The following is a 19,568-nucleotide window of genomic DNA, read 5'->3' on the forward strand; positions in this document are numbered from 1 at the left end:
TTTTTTATTCCATGGAACATAACATCTTCGTCCCCCTGCTGGCTGTTTGCGTACTCGCGCTCTACCTGTACGTGGACGTGCCGCGCGGGTACCGGCGCTGGGCCTTCCTGTTCGTGTTCCTGCTGCTGCCATTCCTGTTCGGCTCGCCTGTGCGCGACTTGCGCCTGGCGTTCTGGGGCGTAAAGGTCACGGGGACCGTGCTGGAAGCGCGCTGCGTGCGTGGCAAGGGCAGGTACATGCTGCTCACGTATGGTTTTGTTGCCGATGGGGTGAGGATGACGGGCCAGGGTCGCGCCGGTCAGGGCAATGGCGGCTGCGAGATGCAGGTCGGCGATCCGGTCTACGTGAACTATCTGCCCCAGGAACCGACCGTCAGCCAGGCCGTGCGCAATCCCATGCTGGCGGCTCTGGGCAAACTGCTGGTGTGGCTGGCGGCATGCCTGTTCCTGACCTGGATGAAAACGGACCAGGCCAAGCGCTTCAAGGAGCATCTGAATCAGTTCTCGTTTTTCAGGCGCTGAGCATGCCATCTGCCGATAGCGCCCCGCAGAAATGAAAAAACCCGCCGTGGCGGGTTTTTCCTGCTGACTGGGCGCCGGGTTCAGAACTTGTAGCCCACACCCAGCGTCACTGCCTGCGGATCGAGTTTCATGTCCTGGGTCTGGCCCGAGGAGAACGAGACCTTGGTCTTGAGCCAGGTCTTGCTGATGTTGCCGTCGATGAACCAGCGCTCGTTGAGCGCCCACACCACGCCGATTTGCAAGGTCGCGGCCAGCTTGTTCTTGATCGAGAAGGTGGTCGGTGGACCGCCAATGTCGGACAAGGTGGTCAGGCGGCCGGATCCGGTTTCGCTGGCGAAGTAGGCATACGTGGCGCCCAGGCCAGCATACGGACGGAACTGCGCGTCGGGCTTGAAGAAGCGGTAATGCGCAAACAGGGTGGGCGGCAAGGACTTGACGGTGCCAATCACGCCCACGCCTTCAATCGCGCCTGCGCCCGAGATCTCGTGCTTGTAGGGCAAGCCCAGGTCCAGTTCCAGCGAGACGTTGTCGGTCAGGCCGTAGGCGACCGCAAAGATCGGTTTGGTGTCGGCGCTGACCGCGCCCTTGCTGCCAGGCAGCGCCGGTGCGCTGACGTCGCCGCTGGTGACTTTGGGCGTGATCTTGCCCAGACCGCCCTTGACAGTCCATTGTCCGGCAGCCTGCGCCGCGGCGCCCTGGGCCACGGCCATGGCGGCAATGGCGGCCAGCACGCGCAGTGCGCTATTCAAACGTAATTTCATGTGTTCTCCGTATTCTTATGGGTGCGGGGGCTTACAGCCAGCCCTTGACGATCATGCGCTCGGCCACATACTTGGCAATGAGCGAGTTTTCATACGGCGTCGGCAGCACGTCGTCGGCGAACATAAAGTGACTCACGTCGCCAGCGATCAGATTGCTGCCATTGCACACCAGTGAAGAATTGCTCAGCGCGTTGGGGCCACAGGCGGCCGTGGTGGTGTTGGTCAAGCCATACGGCGCCGGGTTGATGATCTGGTCATGGCTGGTGGCAAACAGATCCACGTACAGGATCTTTGTTTCACCAGCCACGCCGTTCATCAATTGCGTGTTGTAGGTCGACACCATCGTGTTGATCAATGCTTGCGTCGAGGCATCCTGTGCCTTGCCAGCCGGCGCGCCGCCCAGATCAGGCAAGTTGTTGACCACAACATAGTTGGCGCCCTTGGCCACCAGCTGCGTTTTGACCAGGCCAGCCAGTTCGGCGCCGGCGACCCCCATGGCTTGTACCAGTGCCGGCGCTTGCGCGGCAGCGTAGGCGGCCGCAGCCGCTTTGCCGGCGGCAGCGCCTGCCGTGGCACCGGCTGTTTCGGCAGCCGTCTGCGCCTTGACGACCATCGGTCCGTACACTTCAGGCAGCCCCACGGCAGCGTTACCCGGCTGCTGCGCCGCGGCGGTGACCGCAGCATTGGTGATCGTGACATTGGTCGCGCCGGGGGTTTGCGCGGCAGTCTGCAAAGCGGTGCCAATGGCCACGGCAGCGGCGCTCGGGTCGGTCGCGCCAGCGGCCAGCAAAGCAACCAGGGTGCTGGCATACGTCTGAGCACCGACCTTGGCGCCTTCTGCCGCACCGGCCGCCTGGCCGGCGGCCGTGGCGCCAGCGGTCAGCTGGCCCAGCAGCGCCAGCACATCATTACCGCCGGCGGTGACGAACACCACCTCGGTTCCACTGAATTTGCCGCCCACCTTGGCCAGGTGATTAGCAATCTGCGTGGCCACCGGCACTGTCAGCATACCCAGGGGCGAACCGGTGAGCTTGTGGCCAGGGCCGACAGGATTGCTGACGCGGGCGCCACCCTGGGCGTAACTGAGGCATTCGGGGTGGTTCACCACTGGCACCGAGAAACCTTTGGTAGGGTCCCCATCCAGACCGGTTTGCGCGGCGCAGGGCGCAGGCAGGCCGAACTGGGTGGCCATCAGCTCGGTCCAGTTTTTGCCGGTCAAGGTGGGCGCCTTGGCGGTGTTGTTGCCATTGATGGTGAACTTGCCGCCACCCAGGGCCGTGATGGTGCCGACGTTGTAGCTGCCGACGTCCGACAGGCTGTCGCCAAAGTTGACCATGGAACTGAATTTGGTGCGAAGCGTTTGATCGCCGGGTTTTTCTTCGCCGGCGCCGCCGCCGCAGGCGGACAGCAGCGCGGCTGTGATCATTGCCAGCGCTAATTTGGTTTGACGCATTGTATCTCCTGGTGTTGTACTTTTTAGACATGCGCAAGCGCGCAGCGGGCCTGTTGCCACGCATAGCAGACTACGTAGCGGCCGGGTTCGCGTCTTGCTCTTTTGTGACAAAGCACTTGCGATAACATGCCAGCGGCCAGTCACCCTGCATGAAATCGTGTTCCCAGATGCAAAATGCCGTCCAGTGTGAACCGGACGGCATTCTGGGGGCGCACCGCTAGCAAGCGCGGTGTGCAGGATACGGCGGTATTACAGCCAGCCGCGCGCCTTCATCTGATCGGTCACGTACTGTGCGATCAGGGTGTTGGCGTAAGGCGTCGGGTGCACCGTGTCGGCAAACATGTACTTGCTCACGTCCACGCCGGCCAGGGTGTTGGTCGCGTTGCAGACCAGCGAGGTGCCGCCCAGCAGGTTGGTGCCGCAGGCAGCCGCACTGGTGTTGGTGTAACCGTAGGTGGCAGGGTTGGCCACTTGCAGCTGGGTTTGTGTGAACAGGTCGACATACAGGACCTTCGATTCCAAACCATCGATGCCGACGCGCAGCGCGATGTTGAAACCGTTGACCATGCCGGCGATCAGCTGCTGGCTCGAGGCCGACTGCGATTTGGCCGATGGCGAGCTGGCCAGATCAGGCAGGTTTACCAGCACCACGTACTTGGCGCCCTTGCCAACGATCTGGTTGCGCACCAGGTCGGCCAGTTCCTTGCCCGCTTGCGCCATGACTGGCACCAGTGCAGGTCCGTTGGCCGCGCCGTAGTCAGCGCCGGCCTTGGTACCGGCATCGGCCGCTGCCTGGATGATCGGACCGCGCACCGCAGCATCGGTGCTCATGCCTTGCAAAAACGCGGCGTTCACGGCAGCAGCCGTGATGGTGGCCTGGGTCGCGCCTGGCGCGACCGATGCCGTTGCCACGGCGCTGGCGATGGCAGGGCCAGCAACCGCAGGATTGGCGGACTTCGCGGCCAGCCCCTGGATCAGGGTGCTGAAGTAGACCTTGCCGCCTTCAGCCGTGGATGCGGCCGTCAGATCGGCCAGCAATTGCAGCGCATCGTTGCCGCCTGCCATGACATACACGACATCGGTGGCGCTGAAGGTGCCGCCTTTGCGGGCCAGGTGACGCGTAACCTGGTCAACCACTGGATAGGTCAGCTGGCCCAGGGCCGAACCGGCCGCCAGGCTGCCCGGGCCCTTGGGATTGGTCACGCGCGCGCCACCCATGGCGTACGAATTGCAGCTTGGGAAATCGGTCACTGGCACGACGAAGCCAGGATTGACGGCGGCATTGCCGGTCAGGCCGGTCACGGCCGGGCAAGGTGCGGCCAGGCCGGCATTGGCGGCCATGATTTCGGTCCAGTTCTTGGCAGTGGCGCCATTGACGGTGTACTTGCCGCCGCCGAGCGCGGCGACGGCGCCAACTTTGTACGTGCCAACGTCCGACAGGCTGTCGCCGAACGAAACCTGCGCTGCGAATTGCGGTTTTGGCTGGGCGGCCGGGGTGTCATTATCGCTGCCGCCGCAAGCCGAAAGAACGGCTGCCGTGAGAATAGCCAGCGCAAGATTGGTTTGACGCATTTTGTCTCCTAGGTGTTAAATATTTTTTGGTATAAAACGAACGCGCGTGCTATTCGTATCCCAGCTAATATGCCAGTCTTCCCCAGTCTTGTATAGGAATAAACGAGGCATAACGTCAGTTCAATACAACATCATCGGAAGCAAGTTTTTAGCCGGTGGATGTCGCTGAAATTATACCAATCGAAATCGGCCTCTGGCGTTCAGACAACGCGCTTATTTAACAAACCGTGCACGATGCCAACGGAGCCATGGGCAGCGCGGCGCAAGCGGTCATTCACGCCCAGCCAGGCACCATCTTGCGGGGGCGCTTCCACCAGAATCAGCTCGGCGCCAGCCGTGTCCATGGCGCGCAGCGCCGCGTACAAGGCATGGGCAAACCCGTCGGGATGGGCAGGCAGGCGGATGGCGGCGTGGGTCGGCGCAAAATCGGAGTAATGCACCAGGGCGACGCGGCGTTGCGCCGCTGCCAGGGTGGCGAGCGTGCTGGCCAGTTGCGCACTGTCTTGCATGGCAACCGGCGTGTGCGGCGCGTAATGCGATTCGAGCGTGCCGGAGGCGCGCGGTGCGGCGGCATCGGCGCCCACCGGCAGCATGTCGATCACGGCGGCAATCGCATCCGCGCTGATCTGGCCAGGACGGAGCAGCACCGGACCGTGGGTCGCCAGGCGCGACAAGTCAACAATGGTCGATTCGATGCCGACCTGGCTCTGGCCGCCGTCCAGAATCGCTGCCACGCTGCCGTCGGCGTCAAATTCATCGCGGACATGCTGGGCCGTGGTGGGGCTGACGTTGCCAAATTTGTTGGCGGAGGGCGCGGCCACCCCGCCCTGGCCCCCCTTGAATGCCTGCAGCAAGGCAATGGCAACCGGGTGCGCGGGGCAGCGCAGACCGACTGTATCCTGCCCCCCCGAGACGGCGTCGGGAATGCCGGGCGCGCGCTTGAGGATCATGGTCAGCGGGCCTGGCCAGAAGGCATCGGCCAGCTGGCGCGCGGCAGCGGGAATGTCCGTGGCCCAATGGTCAAGCGCGGCGCCTGGCGCCAGGTGCACAATCACGGGATGGTCTTGCGGGCGGCCTTTGGCGGCATAAATGCGCGCCACCGCTTGCGGATTTTCCGCGTCGGCACCGAGCCCGTACACGGTCTCGGTTGGCAGGGCCACCAGCTGGCCCTGTTCGAGCAGGCGGGCGGCAGCCGCAATGGCGGCCTGGTCCAGGGTAACGTCCATGTCAGGGAGCAATGCCAAGCAAGGCGCAGGCCGCCTGCAGTTGTTGCTGCGCCTCGGCCAGCGTCGGTGCAATGAAAGTCACGTGGCCCATTTTGCGTCCGCGCCGCGCTTCTTCCTTGCCATACAAATGCAGACAGGCGCCAGGCAGCGCCAGCAGCTCGGCCCAGGCCGGTTCACGGGCTTGATCGGTGCCGGCTGCAAACCAGATGTCGCCCAGGATATTGAGCATCACAGCTGGCGAATGCTGGCGCACCTCGCCCAGCGGCAGGCGCGCCATCGCGCGCACTTGCTGTGCAAACTGGCTGGTGACACAGGCATCCATCGTGTAGTGACCGCTGTTATGCGGCCGAGGCGCCATTTCATTGACCACCAGGCTGCCATCGGTGAGCACAAAGAATTCAATGCACAGTACGCCCACGTAGCCAAGCTCTTCAACGATGACGCGGGCCGCCTGCTGCGCCTGCGCGGCACTGGCGGCCGAGACATTTGGCCCCGGCACGGTGGTGGTAAACAGAATGCCGCCACGGTGCACGTTTTCGGCGATCGGATACACCACCGAGGCGCCGTCGGCGCCGCGCGCCGTCAGCACCGACACTTCATAGGCCAGTGGCAGCATTTTTTCGAGCAGGCATGTCACCCCGCCCATGGCCGCAAACGCGGCGCGCACATCGTCGCGCGTGCGCACCACCGACTGGCCCTTGCCGTCGTAACCCATGCGCACAGTCTTCAAAATACCGGGCAGCAGCAGATCCTCGATGCTGTCGATATCCGCGGCACTGGCAATGGTTTTGTGGGGCGCGGGCGCCACGCCCGAGCGGGCTGCGCAAGCGGCCAGGAAACGCTTTTCGGCAATCCGGTCCTGGGCAATGGCGACGCAGGATGCGGCCGGGGCCACGAAGGCATGCGTGGCCAGCAACTGCAAGCTGTCAGCCGGCACGTTTTCAAATTCGGTAGTGACGGCCACGCAGGACTGCCCCAGCTGGCCCAGAGCTGCCGCATCGTCGTATGCGGCAGCGATCAGGCTGTCGGCGGCTTGCCCGGCAGGACTGTCGGGCGCCGCTTCCAGCACGGCCACCTTGTACCCCATGGCCTGGGCGGCGTGCACGAACATACGGCCCAGCTGGCCACCACCCATCACACCAAGGCGTGCGGGCGGCAAAAACGGTGCTTGCTTCATGCTCATACTGGCAGGATCATGGCCTTGGCAGCGGCGGTTTGCTGCAGGCGGAATTGCTGAAGTTTTTCGGCCAGGGCGTCGTCCGTGCAGGCGATCATGGCAATGGCGGCCAGCGCGGCATTGGCGGCACCCGCTTCACCAATGGCGAAGGTGGCAACCGGAATCCCTTTTGGCATTTGCACGATGGACAGCAGCGAATCCTTGCCCGACAAGTAGCGCGACGGGACCGGCACACCCAGGACCGGCACGATGGTCTTGGCGGCAATCATGCCAGGCAAGTGGGCGGCGCCGCCCGCACCGGCGATGATGGCGCGCAAACCACGGTCACGCGCAGTTTCCGCATAGCTGAACATTTCATCGGGCATGCGGTGGGCCGACACGACTTGCGCTTCGTATGGCACGCCGAATTCCTTGAGCATGTTGACGGCATGCTGCATGACTTCCCAGTCCGACGAGGAACCCATGACGATGCCGACCAGCGGCTTGTTGACAGTGGCATTCATGGGTTACGCCTTGATGGTGGTGCCGGTCAGGCGCTCAAGCGCTTCGACATACTTGGCGCGGGTCTTGGCAATCACCTCATCTGGCACGGCTGGCGCGGGCGCGGCCTTGTTCCAGCTGGTCAGCGTTTCCAGATAGTCGCGCACGAACTGCTTGTCATACGACGGTGGCGACATGCCCACCTGGTAGCTGGACATGGGCCAGAAACGCGAGGAATCGGGGGTCAGAATTTCATCAATCAGGTGCACGGTGCCATTGGCGTCGAGCCCGAATTCAAATTTGGTGTCAGCAATGATGATGCCGCGCGTGGCGGCGTATTCGGCCGCGGCGCTGTACAGCTGGACCGCGTAGTCGCGCACCTGGCGCGCGATATCGGCGCCAACGATCTGTTCTGCTTGCTCGAAGGAGATGTTTTCGTCATGGGCACCGGCCGGGGCCTTGGTCGATGGCGTGAACAGCACTTGCGGCAGCTTTTGCGCTTCCTGCAGGCCGGCCGGCAAATCGATGCCGCACACCTTGCCCGTCTTCTGGTAATCCTTCCAGCCAGAACCGATCAGGTAACCGCGCACGATGGCTTCGATGCCCAGCGGGGTCATTTTCTTGACCACGATGGCACGGCCTTCCACTTGCGCGCGCTCTTCCGGCGCCACCAGCGAGACCGGATCGATGCCGGTATCGTGGTTCGGCATCAAGTCCTTGTATTTGGCAAACCAGAAGTTCGACATGGCCGTCAGGATCTTGCCCTTTTCCGGGATCGGCTCATTCAGGATGACATCGAAGGCCGACAGGCGGTCAGTCTGGATGACCAGCAATTTGTCGTCGCCCACGGCGTAAATGTCGCGCACTTTTCCGCGGTGCAGGAAAGGCAGGGACTTCAGATTTGTTTCGAGAACGCCAGACATGTGAATCCTTGAGGTAATTAGGGCAGCCAGCCCGGTTTGCTTTCGAGGTGCAGGTCGTGCGTGACCTTGCCTTCGTAGGGTGTGTCGAAGGTGCCCAGCGTGACGGCATTGCGCTCGCTGTGGCTGGCCGACTGCCAGGTCAAGGTCGAGCCGCACACTTTGCAGAAGCTGCGTTCGACACCGGGCGAAGACGCATAGCGTGCGATCGCGTCGGCCCCCTGCACCCAGTGCAGGTCGCTTGACGCCACGTTGGCATACGGTCCGGAAGCCGCACCATGTTGCTTTTGGCACATTTTACACCAGCAGTTGCTGGTGCGATCGATCGGGCCCCGGATCTCGTAGCGGACTGCGCCGCACAGGCAGCTGCCTTTGTACATGATAAAGACGAGTAAAAACGCGCCCGAAGGCGCGTGGTTGCAAACGTGTTACTTGACGATCTGGGACAGTTCGCCCTTGGCGTAGCGCTGGGCCATCGCTTCCAGCGTGAGCGGCTTGATCTTGCCGGCCATGCCTTCGCAGCCGAAGGACAGGAAGCGTGCCTTGCACACTTCGGTGGCCGCTTCGCGCGCTGGTTTCAGGAAGTCGCGCGGATCGAACTTGGACGGGTTCTGGAACATGTACTTGCGCACCGCGGCGGTCATGGCCAGACGGATGTCGGTGTCGATGTTGATCTTGCGAACGCCGTGACGGATGCCTTCCTGCACTTCTTCCACCGGCACGCCATAGGTTTCTTTCATGTCGCCACCGAATTCACGGATGATGGCCAGCAATTCCTGCGGCACAGCCGAGGAACCATGCATCACCAGGTGGGTGTTCGGAATGCGCGCGTGAATTTCCTTGATGCGGTCGATGGCCAGAATGTCGCCGGTTGGCTTGCGGGTGAACTTGTAGGCGCCGTGCGAGGTACCGATGGCAATGGCCAGGGCGTCGCACTGGGTGCGCTGCACGAAGTCGGCAGCCTGGGCCACGTCGGTGAGCAATTGCTCGCGCGTCATGGTGCCGTCGGCGCCGTGGCCGTCTTCCTTGTCGCCCTTCATGGTTTCCAGTGAACCGAGCACGCCCAGTTCGGCTTCCACGGTCACGCCGATGGCGTGCGAGAACTTGACCACTTCACGCGAGACTTCCACGTTGTACTCGTACGAGGCGACGCTCTTGCCGTCGGCTTCGAGCGAACCGTCCATCATGACTGACGTGAAGCCGGAGCGGATCGCGCCCATGCACACGGCTGGTGACTGGCCGTGGTCCTGGTGCATGACGACCGGGATGTGCGGGTAAGCTTCGACAGCAGCGTCGATCAGGTGGCGCAGGAAGGCTTCGCCAGCATACTTGCGGGCGCCTGCCGAGGCTTGCATGATGACCGGCGAGTTGACCGCGTCGGCAGCAGCCATGATGGCTTGCACCTGTTCGAGGTTGTTGACGTTGAACGCAGGCAGGCCGTAACCGTGTTCAGCGGCGTGGTCCAGCAATTGGCGCATAGATACGAGGGACATGGTAAATCTCCAAACAATAGAAAAACTGGTGTTGCCGGGGCGCGCTGGTGGCGCGCGGCGCTGCGGCAAAGGGTGGTTGACATCGGGTGGACGCCAACCACTACATCGCCCTCGCGAAGGCGGGGGCCTATACCACGCTGAACAACTTCGGTTACTTGGTATAGGCCCCCGCCTGCGCGAGGGCGATGTGGTAGCTACACTGCTACCACGATTCTTTAATCAAACTCGCCCACACGGACGATCTTCAATGCATTGGTGCCGCCTACCTGCCCCATTGGCTCGCCCCAGGTGACGACGATCATGTCACCCTTTTTGACGATCCCTTTGGCGACCATCAAGTCCTCGGCCTGGCGCAGCACTTCCGAGCTGTCGCCGTGCTGCAGCAAATGATAAGCGCGCACATTGCGGTACAAGGACACCTTGCGCTGGGTGGTGATCGACGGCGTCAGCGCGTACAGCGGCGTATCAATGCTGTGCCGGCTCATCCACAGCGCAGTCGAGCCGGACTCGGTCAGGGCCACGATCGCCTTCACGCGCAAGTGATGCGCAGTAAACAGGGCGCCATAGGCAATCGACTGGTCGATGCGCGAGAAACGCACATTCAAAAAATCGGCATCGAGCTTGTTGTATTCAGACGCTTCGGCTTCGGCGCAAATGGCCGCCATCATTTCGACCGTTTCGACCGGGTACTTGCCGCTGGCTGTTTCCGCCGAGGTCATCACGGCGTCCGTGCCGTCCAGCACCGCATTGGCCACGTCCGAGACTTCGGCGCGGGTCGGCACGGCGTTGACGATCATCGATTCCATCATTTGCGTGGCCGTGATGGCCAGCTTGTTCGACTCGCGCGCCATGCGGATCATGCGCTTTTGCAGCGCCGGCACGGCCGCGTTGCCCACTTCCACTGCCAGGTCGCCGCGGGCAACCATGATGCCGTCGGACGCGTCCAGGATTTCCTGCAGCACAGGAATGGCTTCGGCACGCTCGATCTTGGCGATCATCTTCGGCTTGTGATGGTAAGGCTCGCCGGCAATGTTGGCCAGCTGACGCGCCATTTCCATGTCGGTCGCGCTTTTCGGGAAGGAGATCGCCAGGTAGTCGCACTGGAAACTCATGGCGACCTTGATGTCTTCCATGTCCTTGGCGGTCAGCGCTGGCGCGGTCAGGCCGCCGCCCTGGCGGTTGATGCCCTTGTTGTTGGACAGTTCGCCACCGATTTTGCAGACGGTGAAAATTTCGTGGGCGACGATGCGTTCGACCACCAGCACGATCAAGCCATCGTTGAGCAGCAGCTTGTCGCCCGGCTTGACGTCGCGCGGCAAGGCTTTGTAGTCGAGGCCCACGCGTTCCTGGTTGCCCAGTTCGCCGTTGTCGCCCCACTTGGCGTCGAGGATGAACTTGTCGCCGTTTTCGAGGAAGATCTTGCCCTGTTCGAACTTGCCAACGCGGATCTTGGGACCCTGCATATCAGCCATGATCGCCACTTCGCGCCCGCACTCGGCCGCGGCACGCCGCACAAGGTTGGCACGGTCAATATGGTCTTGCGCCTTGCCATGCGAAAAATTCAAACGCACGACGTCGACGCCGGCTTGAATCATGCGAACGAGAATATCGAAGTCGGTGGAAGCCGGTCCGATGGTTGCGACGATCTTGGTACCACGATACATAGAGATCCTTCAAGTAAAAGCGCAGCCGTCGGGCTGCGCTGGGGTTTTTACTGGGAACTACGCTGCAACAGGATTTCCACCGCTGGCAGGGTCTTACCTTCGAGGAACTCGAGGAAGGCGCCGCCACCGGTCGAGATATAACCGATCTGCTCGCTGATGCCGTACTTGGCAATGGCCGCCAGGGTGTCGCCACCGCCGGCAATCGAGAAACCGCTGGACGCGGCAATGGCCAGCGCCAGCGTTTTGGTGCCTTCGCCGAACTGGTCGAATTCGAATACGCCCACCGGGCCGTTCCAGACGATGGTGCCGGCCTTGGCAATTTGCGCGGCCAGGGTGGCCGCTGTTTTCGGGCCGATGTCGAGGATCATGTCGTCGTCCGCCACGTCGGCGACATCTTTCACGGTCGCCACGGCAGTTGGGGAGAATTCTTTGGCGCAGACCACGTCCACAGGAATCGGTACTTGCGCGCCGCGCGCTGCCATCATGTCGATGATGGCCTTGGCTTCGCCAACCAGGTCGGCTTCGACCAGCGACTTGCCGATGTTCAGGCCGACGGCTTTCATGAAGGTATTGGCGATGCCGCCGCCCACGATCAGATTGTCGACCTTGTCAGCCAGTGCTTTCAAGATGGACAGCTTGGACGAGACCTTGGAGCCAGCCACGATGGCCAGCAACGGCCGGTTGGGCGCGCCCAGGGCTTTGCCCAGTGCGTCGAGTTCGGCTGCCAGCAACGGGCCGGCGCACACCACGGGCGCAAACTTGGCGATGCCGTGGGTGGTGGCCTCGGCACGGTGGGCGGTGCCAAAGGCATCGTTCACATAGATATCGCACAGCTTGGCCATTTTTTGCGCCAGCTCGTCGCTGTTTTTCTTTTCACCCTTGTTGACGCGGCAGTTTTCCAGCAGCACGACCTGGCCTGGCGCGACATCGACGCCATCGACCCAGTTCTGCTTGAGTTCGACGCTCTGTCCCAGCAACTCGGCCAGGCGCGCGGCGACGGGCGCCAGCGAGTCGTCGGCTTTGAATTCGCCTTCAGTCGGACGGCCCAGGTGGGAGGTGACCATGACGGCGGCGCCTGCTTTGACGGCGGCAGCAATGGCTGGCACGGAGGCGCGAATGCGGGTGTCTTCGGTAATTTTGCCGCTGTCATCCTGCGGCACGTTCAGGTCGGCGCGAATGAAGACGCGCTTGCCAGCGAGGGCGTTACGATCGATCAGGTCTTGCAGACGGGTAAAATTTAAAACAGCGTGCATAGCGATCCACGAGTCAAATGATGAAAGATCGCTATTTTACCGCAAGCACAGGCCGAAAACGGCATTCAAAACCAGATCCGCAGGCCGGTAAAGAACAGCATTCCGAAAATAATCATCTCAAGCATGTTGCGGCGCAACAAGTAGTACCCGGTGGCAGCAATCCCGGCCAGGAGCTTGAGGTTGTGGATGTCCAGCTGCACGGCGCCGGCCGGCGTCATCAAGAGATCCGGGGCCACGATCGCGGCCAGCGCGCAGGCGGGCGCGTAGCGCAGCATTTCGTTGACGCGCTTGGGAATAGTGATGTGGTGGCCCACCAGCCAGAACGTGCTGCGGGTCACGGCCGTGGCCACCGTCAGCACGGCAATGGTGATCCAGATCTCCAGTTCAGTCATGCTTGTGCCCTTTTCCACTGAGTTCTTCCACCGCCATTGCGCACAGCATGCCCACGAACACGGCCGCCAGCAAGCCCAGCTTGTAAGGCATGCGGTACGCCAGCACGGCCACGGTGCCAGCCACGATGACGCCCACCAGGGAAGCGCGCGTCATGGCGGCAGGCACCAGAATGCAAATGATGGCCAGCGTACCGGCCAGGCCCAGGCCCCAGTGCGGCGGTACCATGCTGCCCAGGAAGACGCCGATCAGCGAGCCGGCCTGCCAGGCGCACCAGTTGGGAATGATCAAGCCTTTTAAATACGATACTTTGCCGGGCGCCGGCGCTTCGGTCGGGTAGCGCTGCTGGAACAGGTTGACGGTGATGTCGCCCGAGACATAGCCAAGCAGGAAACGCTGCTTCCAGGGCAAGTGCACAAAATGGGGGGCGAGCAAGGCGGAAAAAATCACGAAGCGCAGATTGACCACCAGGGCCGTGGCAAACACCACCCAGATCGGGGCGCCGGCGGCAATCAGGGGCAAGGAAGCCAGCTGGGCCGAGCCGGCAAACACCAGCAGCGTCATGCCGATGGCTTGCGCCAGGGTCAGACCGCTATTAATCAGTGCCACGCCCACCACCAGGCCCCAGGCGCCGATCCCGAACAGGGTGGGCGCGCCGGTTTTCAGGGCTTCGCGATAAATGGCGGGGTCTTCGTCAGGCGGGCGCACGGCCGGGGGCGCTGGGGGCAGGTTCATCGGTGGTTCGGCCACGGCGGGCAGTGGTGGCCATGCAGCTTTAGCGAGCACGGCGGTGATTCGGGAGCGCCCTATTTTACCGATCATTTCGGCAAGCTGCCGGAATCGTCTAAAATCGTGGTTTTGCATTGCATGACGGAGAATGTATGAACCAACAAACAGCGCCCGCGGTCGAACTGGGTGAAAAAGATCTGCCTGCCCACTGCCCGAATCCTGCCATGACGCTGTGGTCGTCGCACCCGCGCGTGTTTCTCGACTTCGGGCACGACGGTCTGGCCAAGTGCCCGTACTGCGGCACCGAATACCGCCTCAAGCCAGGCACCGTCCTGTCGCATCACTAAGCACGGCGCGGCGCCATGAAACGGGGTAAACAACTCAATGGCAGCGCTGCCGAAGTCGAGGCCGCTTTCTACGAAGCCCTGAACCGGGCTGACACCGAAGCGCTCATGGCGCTGTGGGCCGAGGACGAAGAAATCGTCTGCGTGCATCCGGGCGGGCCGCGTCTGCACGGGCATGCCGCCATCCAGGCCTCGTGGGAAGCCATCCTTGAGCGCGGCGGCTTGCAGATCCGGCCCTCCCAGCTATTCGAAAGCAATAACCTGATGAGCTCCGTGCACACCGTGATCGAGGGCGTGACCGCCACCGGCGGCGCCGAACCGGCGCACCTGGTCGCCACCAATGTGTATCACAAGACGCCGCAGGGCTGGCGCATGGTGCTGCACCATGTGTCGGTGGCACCCGGTCCGGTCCCGGCCACGCATCCTGCCGGCGCCAGCCTGCATTAAAACCATGCACTACAGCGGGCCAAGGTGGCTGCCTGGCGGCCACCTGCAAACCATCTACCCGGCCCTGTGCATTGCCACCCCGGCCAGCGCGCTGCGGCGTGAGCGCTGGCCCACCCCGGACGGCGATTTCATCGATGTCGATTTTCTTGAGGGCACCCCGGGCCAGCCCTGGGTGGTGCTGTTTCATGGACTGGAAGGCTCATCGAACAGCCATTACGCGCGCGCCCTGATGGCAGCATTGGCGGCGCGCGGCTGGTCGGGCGCCATTCCCCATTTTCGGGGCTGTTCGGGTGAACTCAATCTGGCGCCGCGCTTTTACCATTCGGGCGACGCGGGCGAAGTCGACTGGATTGTACGGCGCTTGCGAGAGCGTGCCAGCGGCAAATTCTATGTGACGGGCGTCTCGCTGGGCGGCAACGCGCTGCTGCGCTGGCTGGGCGAATCCCAGCACCAGGCCGAGCTGGTCGACGCGGCGTGTGCGGTATCGGCCCCGCTCGATCTGGCGCGCGGCGGTGAAGCATTGTCGTCGGGTTTGAACATGGTCTACACGCGCATGTTCCTCAAGTCGCTGAAACCCAAATGCCTGGCCAAGCTGGACCAGTTCCCCGGCTTGTTTGCGCGCGACGCCCTGCTGGCGGCGCGCGACCTGTATGCCTTCGACAATGTGGTGACCGCGCCGCTGCACGGCTACCGCAACACCGACGACTACTGGGATCGTGCCAGCGCCCGCCACGTGCTGGGCGACATCACCGTGCCGACCCTGGTGCTCAACGCCCGCAACGATCCTTTCTTGCCGGGGCAATACCTGCCGCGCCATGCGTCCTCGCACGTGCGCCTGGACTACCCCGCGCACGGCGGCCACGTGGGCTTTGCCAACGGCGGCCCGCCCGGCCGGCTGGACTGGCTGCCGCAAAAACTGCTGCATTTCCTCGAAGGCAAAGCGGACTCGCGCGCGCCTGCGCAAGCCGAACTGTGCCAAGCTCCCGAACATGGATGACATCGTAAAAAAAGCCATGGCCAAGTGGCCCAATGTACCGCACTGCTACGGCTGGCTGGCGCTGGATGCGCGCGGCGCCTGGCGCATGCGCGACGAACGGGCCCAGCATCTGGGCCTGGCCGGTGACAAGGTGATCCAGTCTGCCTTGCTGGCCTTCATCAACCGCAACTACCTGGCGGACGAGCGCGGCTGCTGGTATTTCCAGAACGGCCCGCAGCGCGTGTACCTGAATCTGGAAACCACGCCGTATGTGGCGCGCACCGACCCGCAGCACGGTCTGGTGCTGCACACGGGCGAGGCCCTGGACAGGCTCGATGCCGCGTATCTGACCGACACTGGTGCGCTGATCGTGCAAAGCGGCGCGCGGGTCGCCCAGCTCGATGACCGTGATATGGCGCAGCTGCTGCCCGCCATGCACATTGACGGCGTGCCTGTCAGCGACGAGGCGCTGCTGGCCTGGCTGACCGATGGCGCTGGCACGCTGAGCTTGCGCTACCGTGATGCGGCAGTCATGGTCCAGCCGCTGGCAAGCGCCAGCGTGCCGGCCCACTTCGGTTTTGTGCGCCTGCCCCAGCCAGCCTAGTTTTTTTCTTTCGGCGCGTCTTTCATTTCTTCGCGCACTTGCTCTTTCCACTCGCGCTCGCGCGCATCGATCAAGGCCATGTCGTAGAACGAGGCGTCGGCCGACTTGCGCGCGATGTCAAGCTGGTCCAGCGCCGACTTCTTGCCGCCGGCCAGGGCATAGTATTCGGCCAGGGAAATATGCTGCAGCGCCAGCTTGCCCTGGGCCGCGTAGGCCTTGGCCAGCAATTCATGGATTTTCTCTTCTTGCCGGTAAGACTGGGACTGGTCGCGCAGATAGGTGGTCGCTTCGGCCAGCCTGCCGGTGTCAATCAGGGCTTCGGCATACTGGTGGGCGATGCCGCGCGAGAGCGGGAAGCGCTGGTGGGCCGCCGCTGCGTCTTTCACGCCCTGTTCGCGCACGGCGGCACTTTGACCCGGCGCCATCTTGATTTCCAGCTCCAGCGAAGCGAACATGGCGGCGCCATCGGAAGCGGCCTGACCGGTCGAGAACGTGCCCTCGCTGCGGCGCATGGTGCCGCGCGCCTTGTCCAGCCAGCTCTGCGCCTTGGCCAGTTCGCCCCGTTTCAGCGCGAGGAAGGCCAGGCCATACTGGGCGCCAGCCTGATGTTGCCGGTTCTGCGACTGCAGCTGTGCCTCAAGCGCGGCCTGCGCCTCGCTGCGTCCGCGCGCGCTTTCATCCTGCAGCACCCGGACCCGCCCACGTACTAAATAGAACTCGACATTATCGATGCGCTGGCGGTAGGGCACTTCGCGGATCCGTGCCTGGATGTCGGAAATGCGTTCGGTGGTGAGCGGGTGACTGCGCAGATAGGCCGGCACCAGATCGGAGTAGGCCCGGCTGGCCACTTGCATGCGCTGGAAAAAAGCCACCATGCCGGAGGTATCGTAGCCGCCCGCGCCCATGATCTGGAAACCGACCCGGTCAGCTTCGCGCTCGGCGTCGCGGCTGAAATTGAGCTGGCGCTGGATGGCCAGGCCCTGGCCACCCATGAAGACGCCCATGGCTGCGTCGCTCGAGGAACGCGCCGCCAGCGCGGCCAGCACCAGGGCGGCCAGGGGAATCAGTACATCCTGCTTTTGCTGGCCGATCATGCGCGCAATGTGGCGCTGCGCCACGTGGCCGATTTCGTGGCCCAGGACCGAAGCCAGCTCGCTCTCGGACTGGGCCGACAGCAGCAAGGCCGAATGCACGGCAATGAAACCGCCCGGCAGGGCGAAGGCATTGAGCTGCGGATCGCGGACCGCGAAAAAGAAAAAGTCGTTATTGGTTTCGCCGCGCGCCCCCGGATAGGCCGCCACCAGGCCGCTGCCGAAATTGTTCAGGTATTCCAGGACCGCTTCATCATTGAGATAATCATTGTTGCGCCGGATATCGCGCATGATTTCTTCGCCCAGCTTGCGCTCGATGATGGGCGAGAGGTCGCCGCGGGCAGCATCGCCCAGCGTCGGCAGGGCCGTATTATTGGGAATGGCCTGGGCCTGCCCGGCAGCAGTGGGGGCGGCCAGGGCCGCCAGCAGCGCAGTGCCCAGCGCGAGGCCCCGCAGGGAGTCGGTTTTCGATTTCACGGTGCTATGATACCCGCATCTGCCCGGGCAACGCGACCGGGCCCGCCATCGAAACACTTTGTTACCAGCCCCTTATATATGAGCCAGAATACGCCAGACCAGCTTAGCCATTTCGACGCCAGCGGCCAGGCCCACATGGTCGATGTTGCCGCCAAGGCCGATACGCACCGCATTGCCGTGGCGGCAGGCACCATCCGCATGCAGCCGGCCACGCTGGCACTGATCACGTCCGGTACGGCAAAAAAAGGCGATGTGCTTGGCATTGCCCGCATCGCCGCCATCATGGCCTCGAAAAAAACCAGCGAACTGGTGCCGCTGTGCCATCCGCTGGCACTGACCCGGGTCACGGTCAGCTTCGACATCGACCAGGCCGCCTGCGCGGTGCACTGCCAGGCCCAGGTCGAGACCGTGGGCAAGACGGGGGTCGAGATGGAAGCCCTGATGTCGGTCCAGGTCGGCCTGCTGACGATTTATGATATGTGCAAGGCAGTCGACCGGGGCATGGTCATGACCGATGTGCGGGTGCTGGAAAAGCACGGCGGCAAGACCGACTGGCGGCACAGCGGCAGCTGACACCCGTTTTATGCGGCTGGCATCCCGCCAGGGCTGCCATTTTTTGTCAGCACCGCCGCCTGGAACCACCCGGCGCCCCTTTCGGGGGTGTCAAGACAGGGAAAAGAAATGCCACACGGCAGTACTTGCCCCTCAGAGCATTGGTTTACGGACAACTCAATTGCTGGCACGGAAGATGCTTATAGTGATGCATGGCAGACGAACTGCTAGTTATCACCTTAAACCCACGGAGAAATCATGAACGTTTCGAAAAAAATCCAAGCCGGCTTCACCCTGATCGAACTGATGATCGTTGTTGCAATTATCGGTATTCTGGCTGCTGTTGCACTGCCTGCTTACCAGGACTACACCGCTCGCGCTAAAGTGACCGAGGTAAACCTGCAAGTTGGCGCATGCAAAGGTGCTGTTTCGGAATTCATCCAGACCAACGCCAAGTTCCCAACCGACGCTGAACAAGCTGGTTGCAGCAAAGACGTGCAAACCAAATACATGGCTGGCGGCATCACCGTTGATTCGACCACCGGCAAAATCACCTCGGGTCTGATCCGTAACGTCGCTACCGGCGCTGATGGCAAGAGCATCATTCTGCAGCCAACCACCGACGACAAGCGCACCAAGCCAATGACCACCGCTGCTGACGCGATCCTGGGCTGGTCCTGCGGTACCGACGCTGCTACCAAGGACTACAAGTTCTTCCCAGCAACCTGCCGTCAAGCAGTTCTGGCTGGCCTGTAATAGTTCTGATCGCCACCTGGCCTTGGCCGGGTGGCATGCAAGTAAAAACGCCCGCAACTGCGGGCGTTTTTTATTGCTCAGCAAAAATCCGTATCGGAACGCTGGCCCTAGCGGCTGGCGCCACTGACCGTGTCGCGCACGTGCTGCATTTGCGCCGCTGCCACGGGATCGCCCAGGACGGCGGCCCGCAGAATCCAGATCAGCCCCTCGTTTTCATTTTTCACGACCCCGATCCCATCGGTATAGCAGCGCCCTAAAAAGTACATCGCACTGGGGAAATTCTGCTTGGCCGCCAGTTCCAGCCAGTAGCGACCGGCCTTTGGCTGCTGGTAAAAGAGAAAATGCAAGGCCAGATCGCTTTGCGCCCAGGCAGCACCGTCATCGGCCGCCTTGATCAACGCCAGATCAGTGTCGTCCAGCGGCAACACGACGTGCGGCCGGATCGAGGCGAAGTCCACCATGGCGCGGCCGTTCGCGCAGCTCTCCATGCGCCGGGTGACCGTGCCTTCGGCAATCCGCCTGCGCATCGTACTTTCACTCCAGGTGGTCAGGCTGAGCGCGGCGGCCACACTGATGAAGTCCAGATTTGTTCCTGTCGAGCCGACTTCCACATCACCTCCGTTTGAGACCGTCAGGCACCCTTCAAATGGGTGTCAGCGGCTGTTTCTAGGCAAGATGATAG

At 62.7% G+C, this 19,568-nt stretch carries 22 protein-coding genes; 7 read left to right on the forward strand and 15 right to left on the reverse strand.

Translation table 11 applies throughout. The features are described from left to right. The first annotated feature begins 11 nt into the window (after positions 1 to 11). Complete coding sequence (locus tag BUC24_RS21730) at positions 12 to 521, forward strand: hypothetical protein (protein ID WP_073221897.1); 510 nt, start codon at positions 12 to 14, stop codon at positions 519 to 521. Between the two features lie 80 nt (positions 522 to 601). Here BUC24_RS21730 and BUC24_RS21735 read toward each other — a convergent pair whose 3' ends face one another. The 13 genes from BUC24_RS21735 to BUC24_RS21795 all read right to left on the reverse strand — a co-directional run bounded on the left by BUC24_RS21735 (position 602) and on the right by BUC24_RS21795 (position 13,645). After that, on the reverse strand, positions 602 to 1,282 hold the full coding sequence (locus BUC24_RS21735) for an OmpW/AlkL family protein (RefSeq protein WP_073221899.1): 681 nt from the start codon (positions 1,280 to 1,282) through the stop codon (positions 602 to 604). 31 nt (positions 1,283 to 1,313) lie between these two features. After that, positions 1,314 to 2,735: an SGNH/GDSL hydrolase family protein gene (locus BUC24_RS21740; protein WP_073221902.1), complete on the reverse strand. Its 1,422-nt coding sequence runs from the start codon at positions 2,733 to 2,735 to the stop codon at positions 1,314 to 1,316. A gap of 249 nt (positions 2,736 to 2,984) precedes the next feature. Next, complete coding sequence (locus BUC24_RS21745; protein ID WP_073221904.1) at positions 2,985 to 4,307, reverse strand: SGNH/GDSL hydrolase family protein; 1,323 nt, start codon at positions 4,305 to 4,307, stop codon at positions 2,985 to 2,987. Between the two features lie 200 nt (positions 4,308 to 4,507). Further along, positions 4,508 to 5,533, reverse strand: a complete 1,026-nt coding sequence (locus BUC24_RS21750; RefSeq protein ID WP_073221907.1) for an L-threonylcarbamoyladenylate synthase — start codon at positions 5,531 to 5,533, stop codon at positions 4,508 to 4,510. Position 5,534: 1 nt separating this feature from the next. Then, a complete protein-coding gene (locus BUC24_RS21755; RefSeq protein WP_073221910.1) occupies positions 5,535 to 6,716 on the reverse strand; it encodes a 5-(carboxyamino)imidazole ribonucleotide synthase in 1,182 nt (393 codons plus the stop codon). After that, entirely contained in the window at positions 6,713 to 7,213 is a 501-nt protein-coding gene (gene purE / locus BUC24_RS21760) for a 5-(carboxyamino)imidazole ribonucleotide mutase (protein ID WP_073221912.1), read from the reverse strand. The genes BUC24_RS21755 and purE overlap by 4 nt, the downstream gene beginning before the upstream one ends. Positions 7,214 to 7,216: 3 nt before the next feature. Continuing rightward, on the reverse strand, positions 7,217 to 8,113 hold the full coding sequence (locus BUC24_RS21765) for a phosphoribosylaminoimidazolesuccinocarboxamide synthase (RefSeq protein ID WP_073221915.1): 897 nt from the start codon (positions 8,111 to 8,113) through the stop codon (positions 7,217 to 7,219). A 17-nt stretch (positions 8,114 to 8,130) separates the two neighbouring features. Then, the gene (locus tag BUC24_RS21770) at positions 8,131 to 8,490 is read right to left on the reverse strand and encodes a GFA family protein (protein WP_073221918.1); all 360 of its coding nucleotides are present in this window, start codon (positions 8,488 to 8,490) and stop codon (positions 8,131 to 8,133) included. 48 nt (positions 8,491 to 8,538) lie between these two features. Continuing rightward, entirely contained in the window at positions 8,539 to 9,603 is a 1,065-nt protein-coding gene (fba, locus tag BUC24_RS21775) for a class II fructose-bisphosphate aldolase (protein WP_073221920.1), read from the reverse strand. A 215-nt stretch (positions 9,604 to 9,818) separates the two neighbouring features. Continuing rightward, positions 9,819 to 11,267, reverse strand: a complete 1,449-nt coding sequence (gene pyk, locus BUC24_RS21780; RefSeq protein WP_073221922.1) for a pyruvate kinase — start codon at positions 11,265 to 11,267, stop codon at positions 9,819 to 9,821. 47 nt (positions 11,268 to 11,314) lie between these two features. Beyond that, entirely contained in the window at positions 11,315 to 12,520 is a 1,206-nt protein-coding gene (locus BUC24_RS21785; RefSeq protein WP_073221925.1) for a phosphoglycerate kinase, read from the reverse strand. Positions 12,521 to 12,585: 65 nt separating this feature from the next. Next, positions 12,586 to 12,912: an AzlD domain-containing protein gene (locus BUC24_RS21790; protein ID WP_073221928.1), complete on the reverse strand. Its 327-nt coding sequence runs from the start codon at positions 12,910 to 12,912 to the stop codon at positions 12,586 to 12,588. Next, the gene (locus tag BUC24_RS21795; protein WP_073221929.1) at positions 12,905 to 13,645 is read right to left on the reverse strand and encodes an AzlC family ABC transporter permease; all 741 of its coding nucleotides are present in this window, start codon (positions 13,643 to 13,645) and stop codon (positions 12,905 to 12,907) included. The genes BUC24_RS21790 and BUC24_RS21795 overlap by 8 nt, the downstream gene beginning before the upstream one ends. 146 nt (positions 13,646 to 13,791) lie before the next feature. On the opposite strand from BUC24_RS21795, the gene BUC24_RS21800 reads away from it, so the two are divergent. From BUC24_RS21800 to BUC24_RS21815, 4 genes are read left to right on the forward strand one after another with little or no spacing between them, the layout of a single operon-like run. Next, entirely contained in the window at positions 13,792 to 13,986 is a 195-nt protein-coding gene (locus BUC24_RS21800; RefSeq protein WP_073221932.1) for a zinc-finger domain-containing protein, read from the forward strand. 15 nt (positions 13,987 to 14,001) lie between these two features. Beyond that, positions 14,002 to 14,430: a YybH family protein gene (locus BUC24_RS21805; RefSeq protein ID WP_073221935.1), complete on the forward strand. Its 429-nt coding sequence runs from the start codon at positions 14,002 to 14,004 to the stop codon at positions 14,428 to 14,430. 4 nt (positions 14,431 to 14,434) lie between these two features. Beyond that, positions 14,435 to 15,427, forward strand: a complete 993-nt coding sequence (locus BUC24_RS21810) for a YheT family hydrolase (protein ID WP_073221938.1) — start codon at positions 14,435 to 14,437, stop codon at positions 15,425 to 15,427. Continuing rightward, entirely contained in the window at positions 15,420 to 16,010 is a 591-nt protein-coding gene (locus BUC24_RS21815; protein ID WP_073221940.1) for a DUF2946 family protein, read from the forward strand. The genes BUC24_RS21810 and BUC24_RS21815 overlap by 8 nt, the downstream gene beginning before the upstream one ends. On the opposite strand, the gene BUC24_RS21820 is transcribed toward BUC24_RS21815, so the two are convergent. Next, positions 16,007 to 17,578, reverse strand: coding sequence for a M48 family metallopeptidase (locus BUC24_RS21820; RefSeq protein WP_229448554.1), 1,572 nt, complete (start codon positions 17,576 to 17,578; stop codon positions 16,007 to 16,009). The genes BUC24_RS21815 and BUC24_RS21820 overlap by 4 nt on opposite strands. 78 nt (positions 17,579 to 17,656) lie before the next feature. On the opposite strand from BUC24_RS21820, the gene moaC reads away from it, so the two are divergent. Both moaC and BUC24_RS21830 read left to right on the forward strand, forming a co-directional pair. Further along, complete coding sequence (moaC, locus tag BUC24_RS21825; protein WP_073221942.1) at positions 17,657 to 18,151, forward strand: cyclic pyranopterin monophosphate synthase MoaC; 495 nt, start codon at positions 17,657 to 17,659, stop codon at positions 18,149 to 18,151. Positions 18,152 to 18,388: 237 nt separating this feature from the next. Then, positions 18,389 to 18,886, forward strand: coding sequence for a pilin (locus tag BUC24_RS21830; protein ID WP_073221945.1), 498 nt, complete (start codon positions 18,389 to 18,391; stop codon positions 18,884 to 18,886). Between the two features lie 107 nt (positions 18,887 to 18,993). On the opposite strand, the gene BUC24_RS21835 is transcribed toward BUC24_RS21830, so the two are convergent. Then, positions 18,994 to 19,497, reverse strand: a complete 504-nt coding sequence (locus BUC24_RS21835) for a tetratricopeptide repeat protein (protein ID WP_083599085.1) — start codon at positions 19,495 to 19,497, stop codon at positions 18,994 to 18,996. Between the last annotated feature and the right edge of the window lie 71 nt (positions 19,498 to 19,568).

It is taken from the genome of Massilia sp. CF038 (genome assembly GCF_900129765.1).
GTDB lineage: Bacteria > Pseudomonadota > Gammaproteobacteria > Burkholderiales > Burkholderiaceae_D > Telluria_A.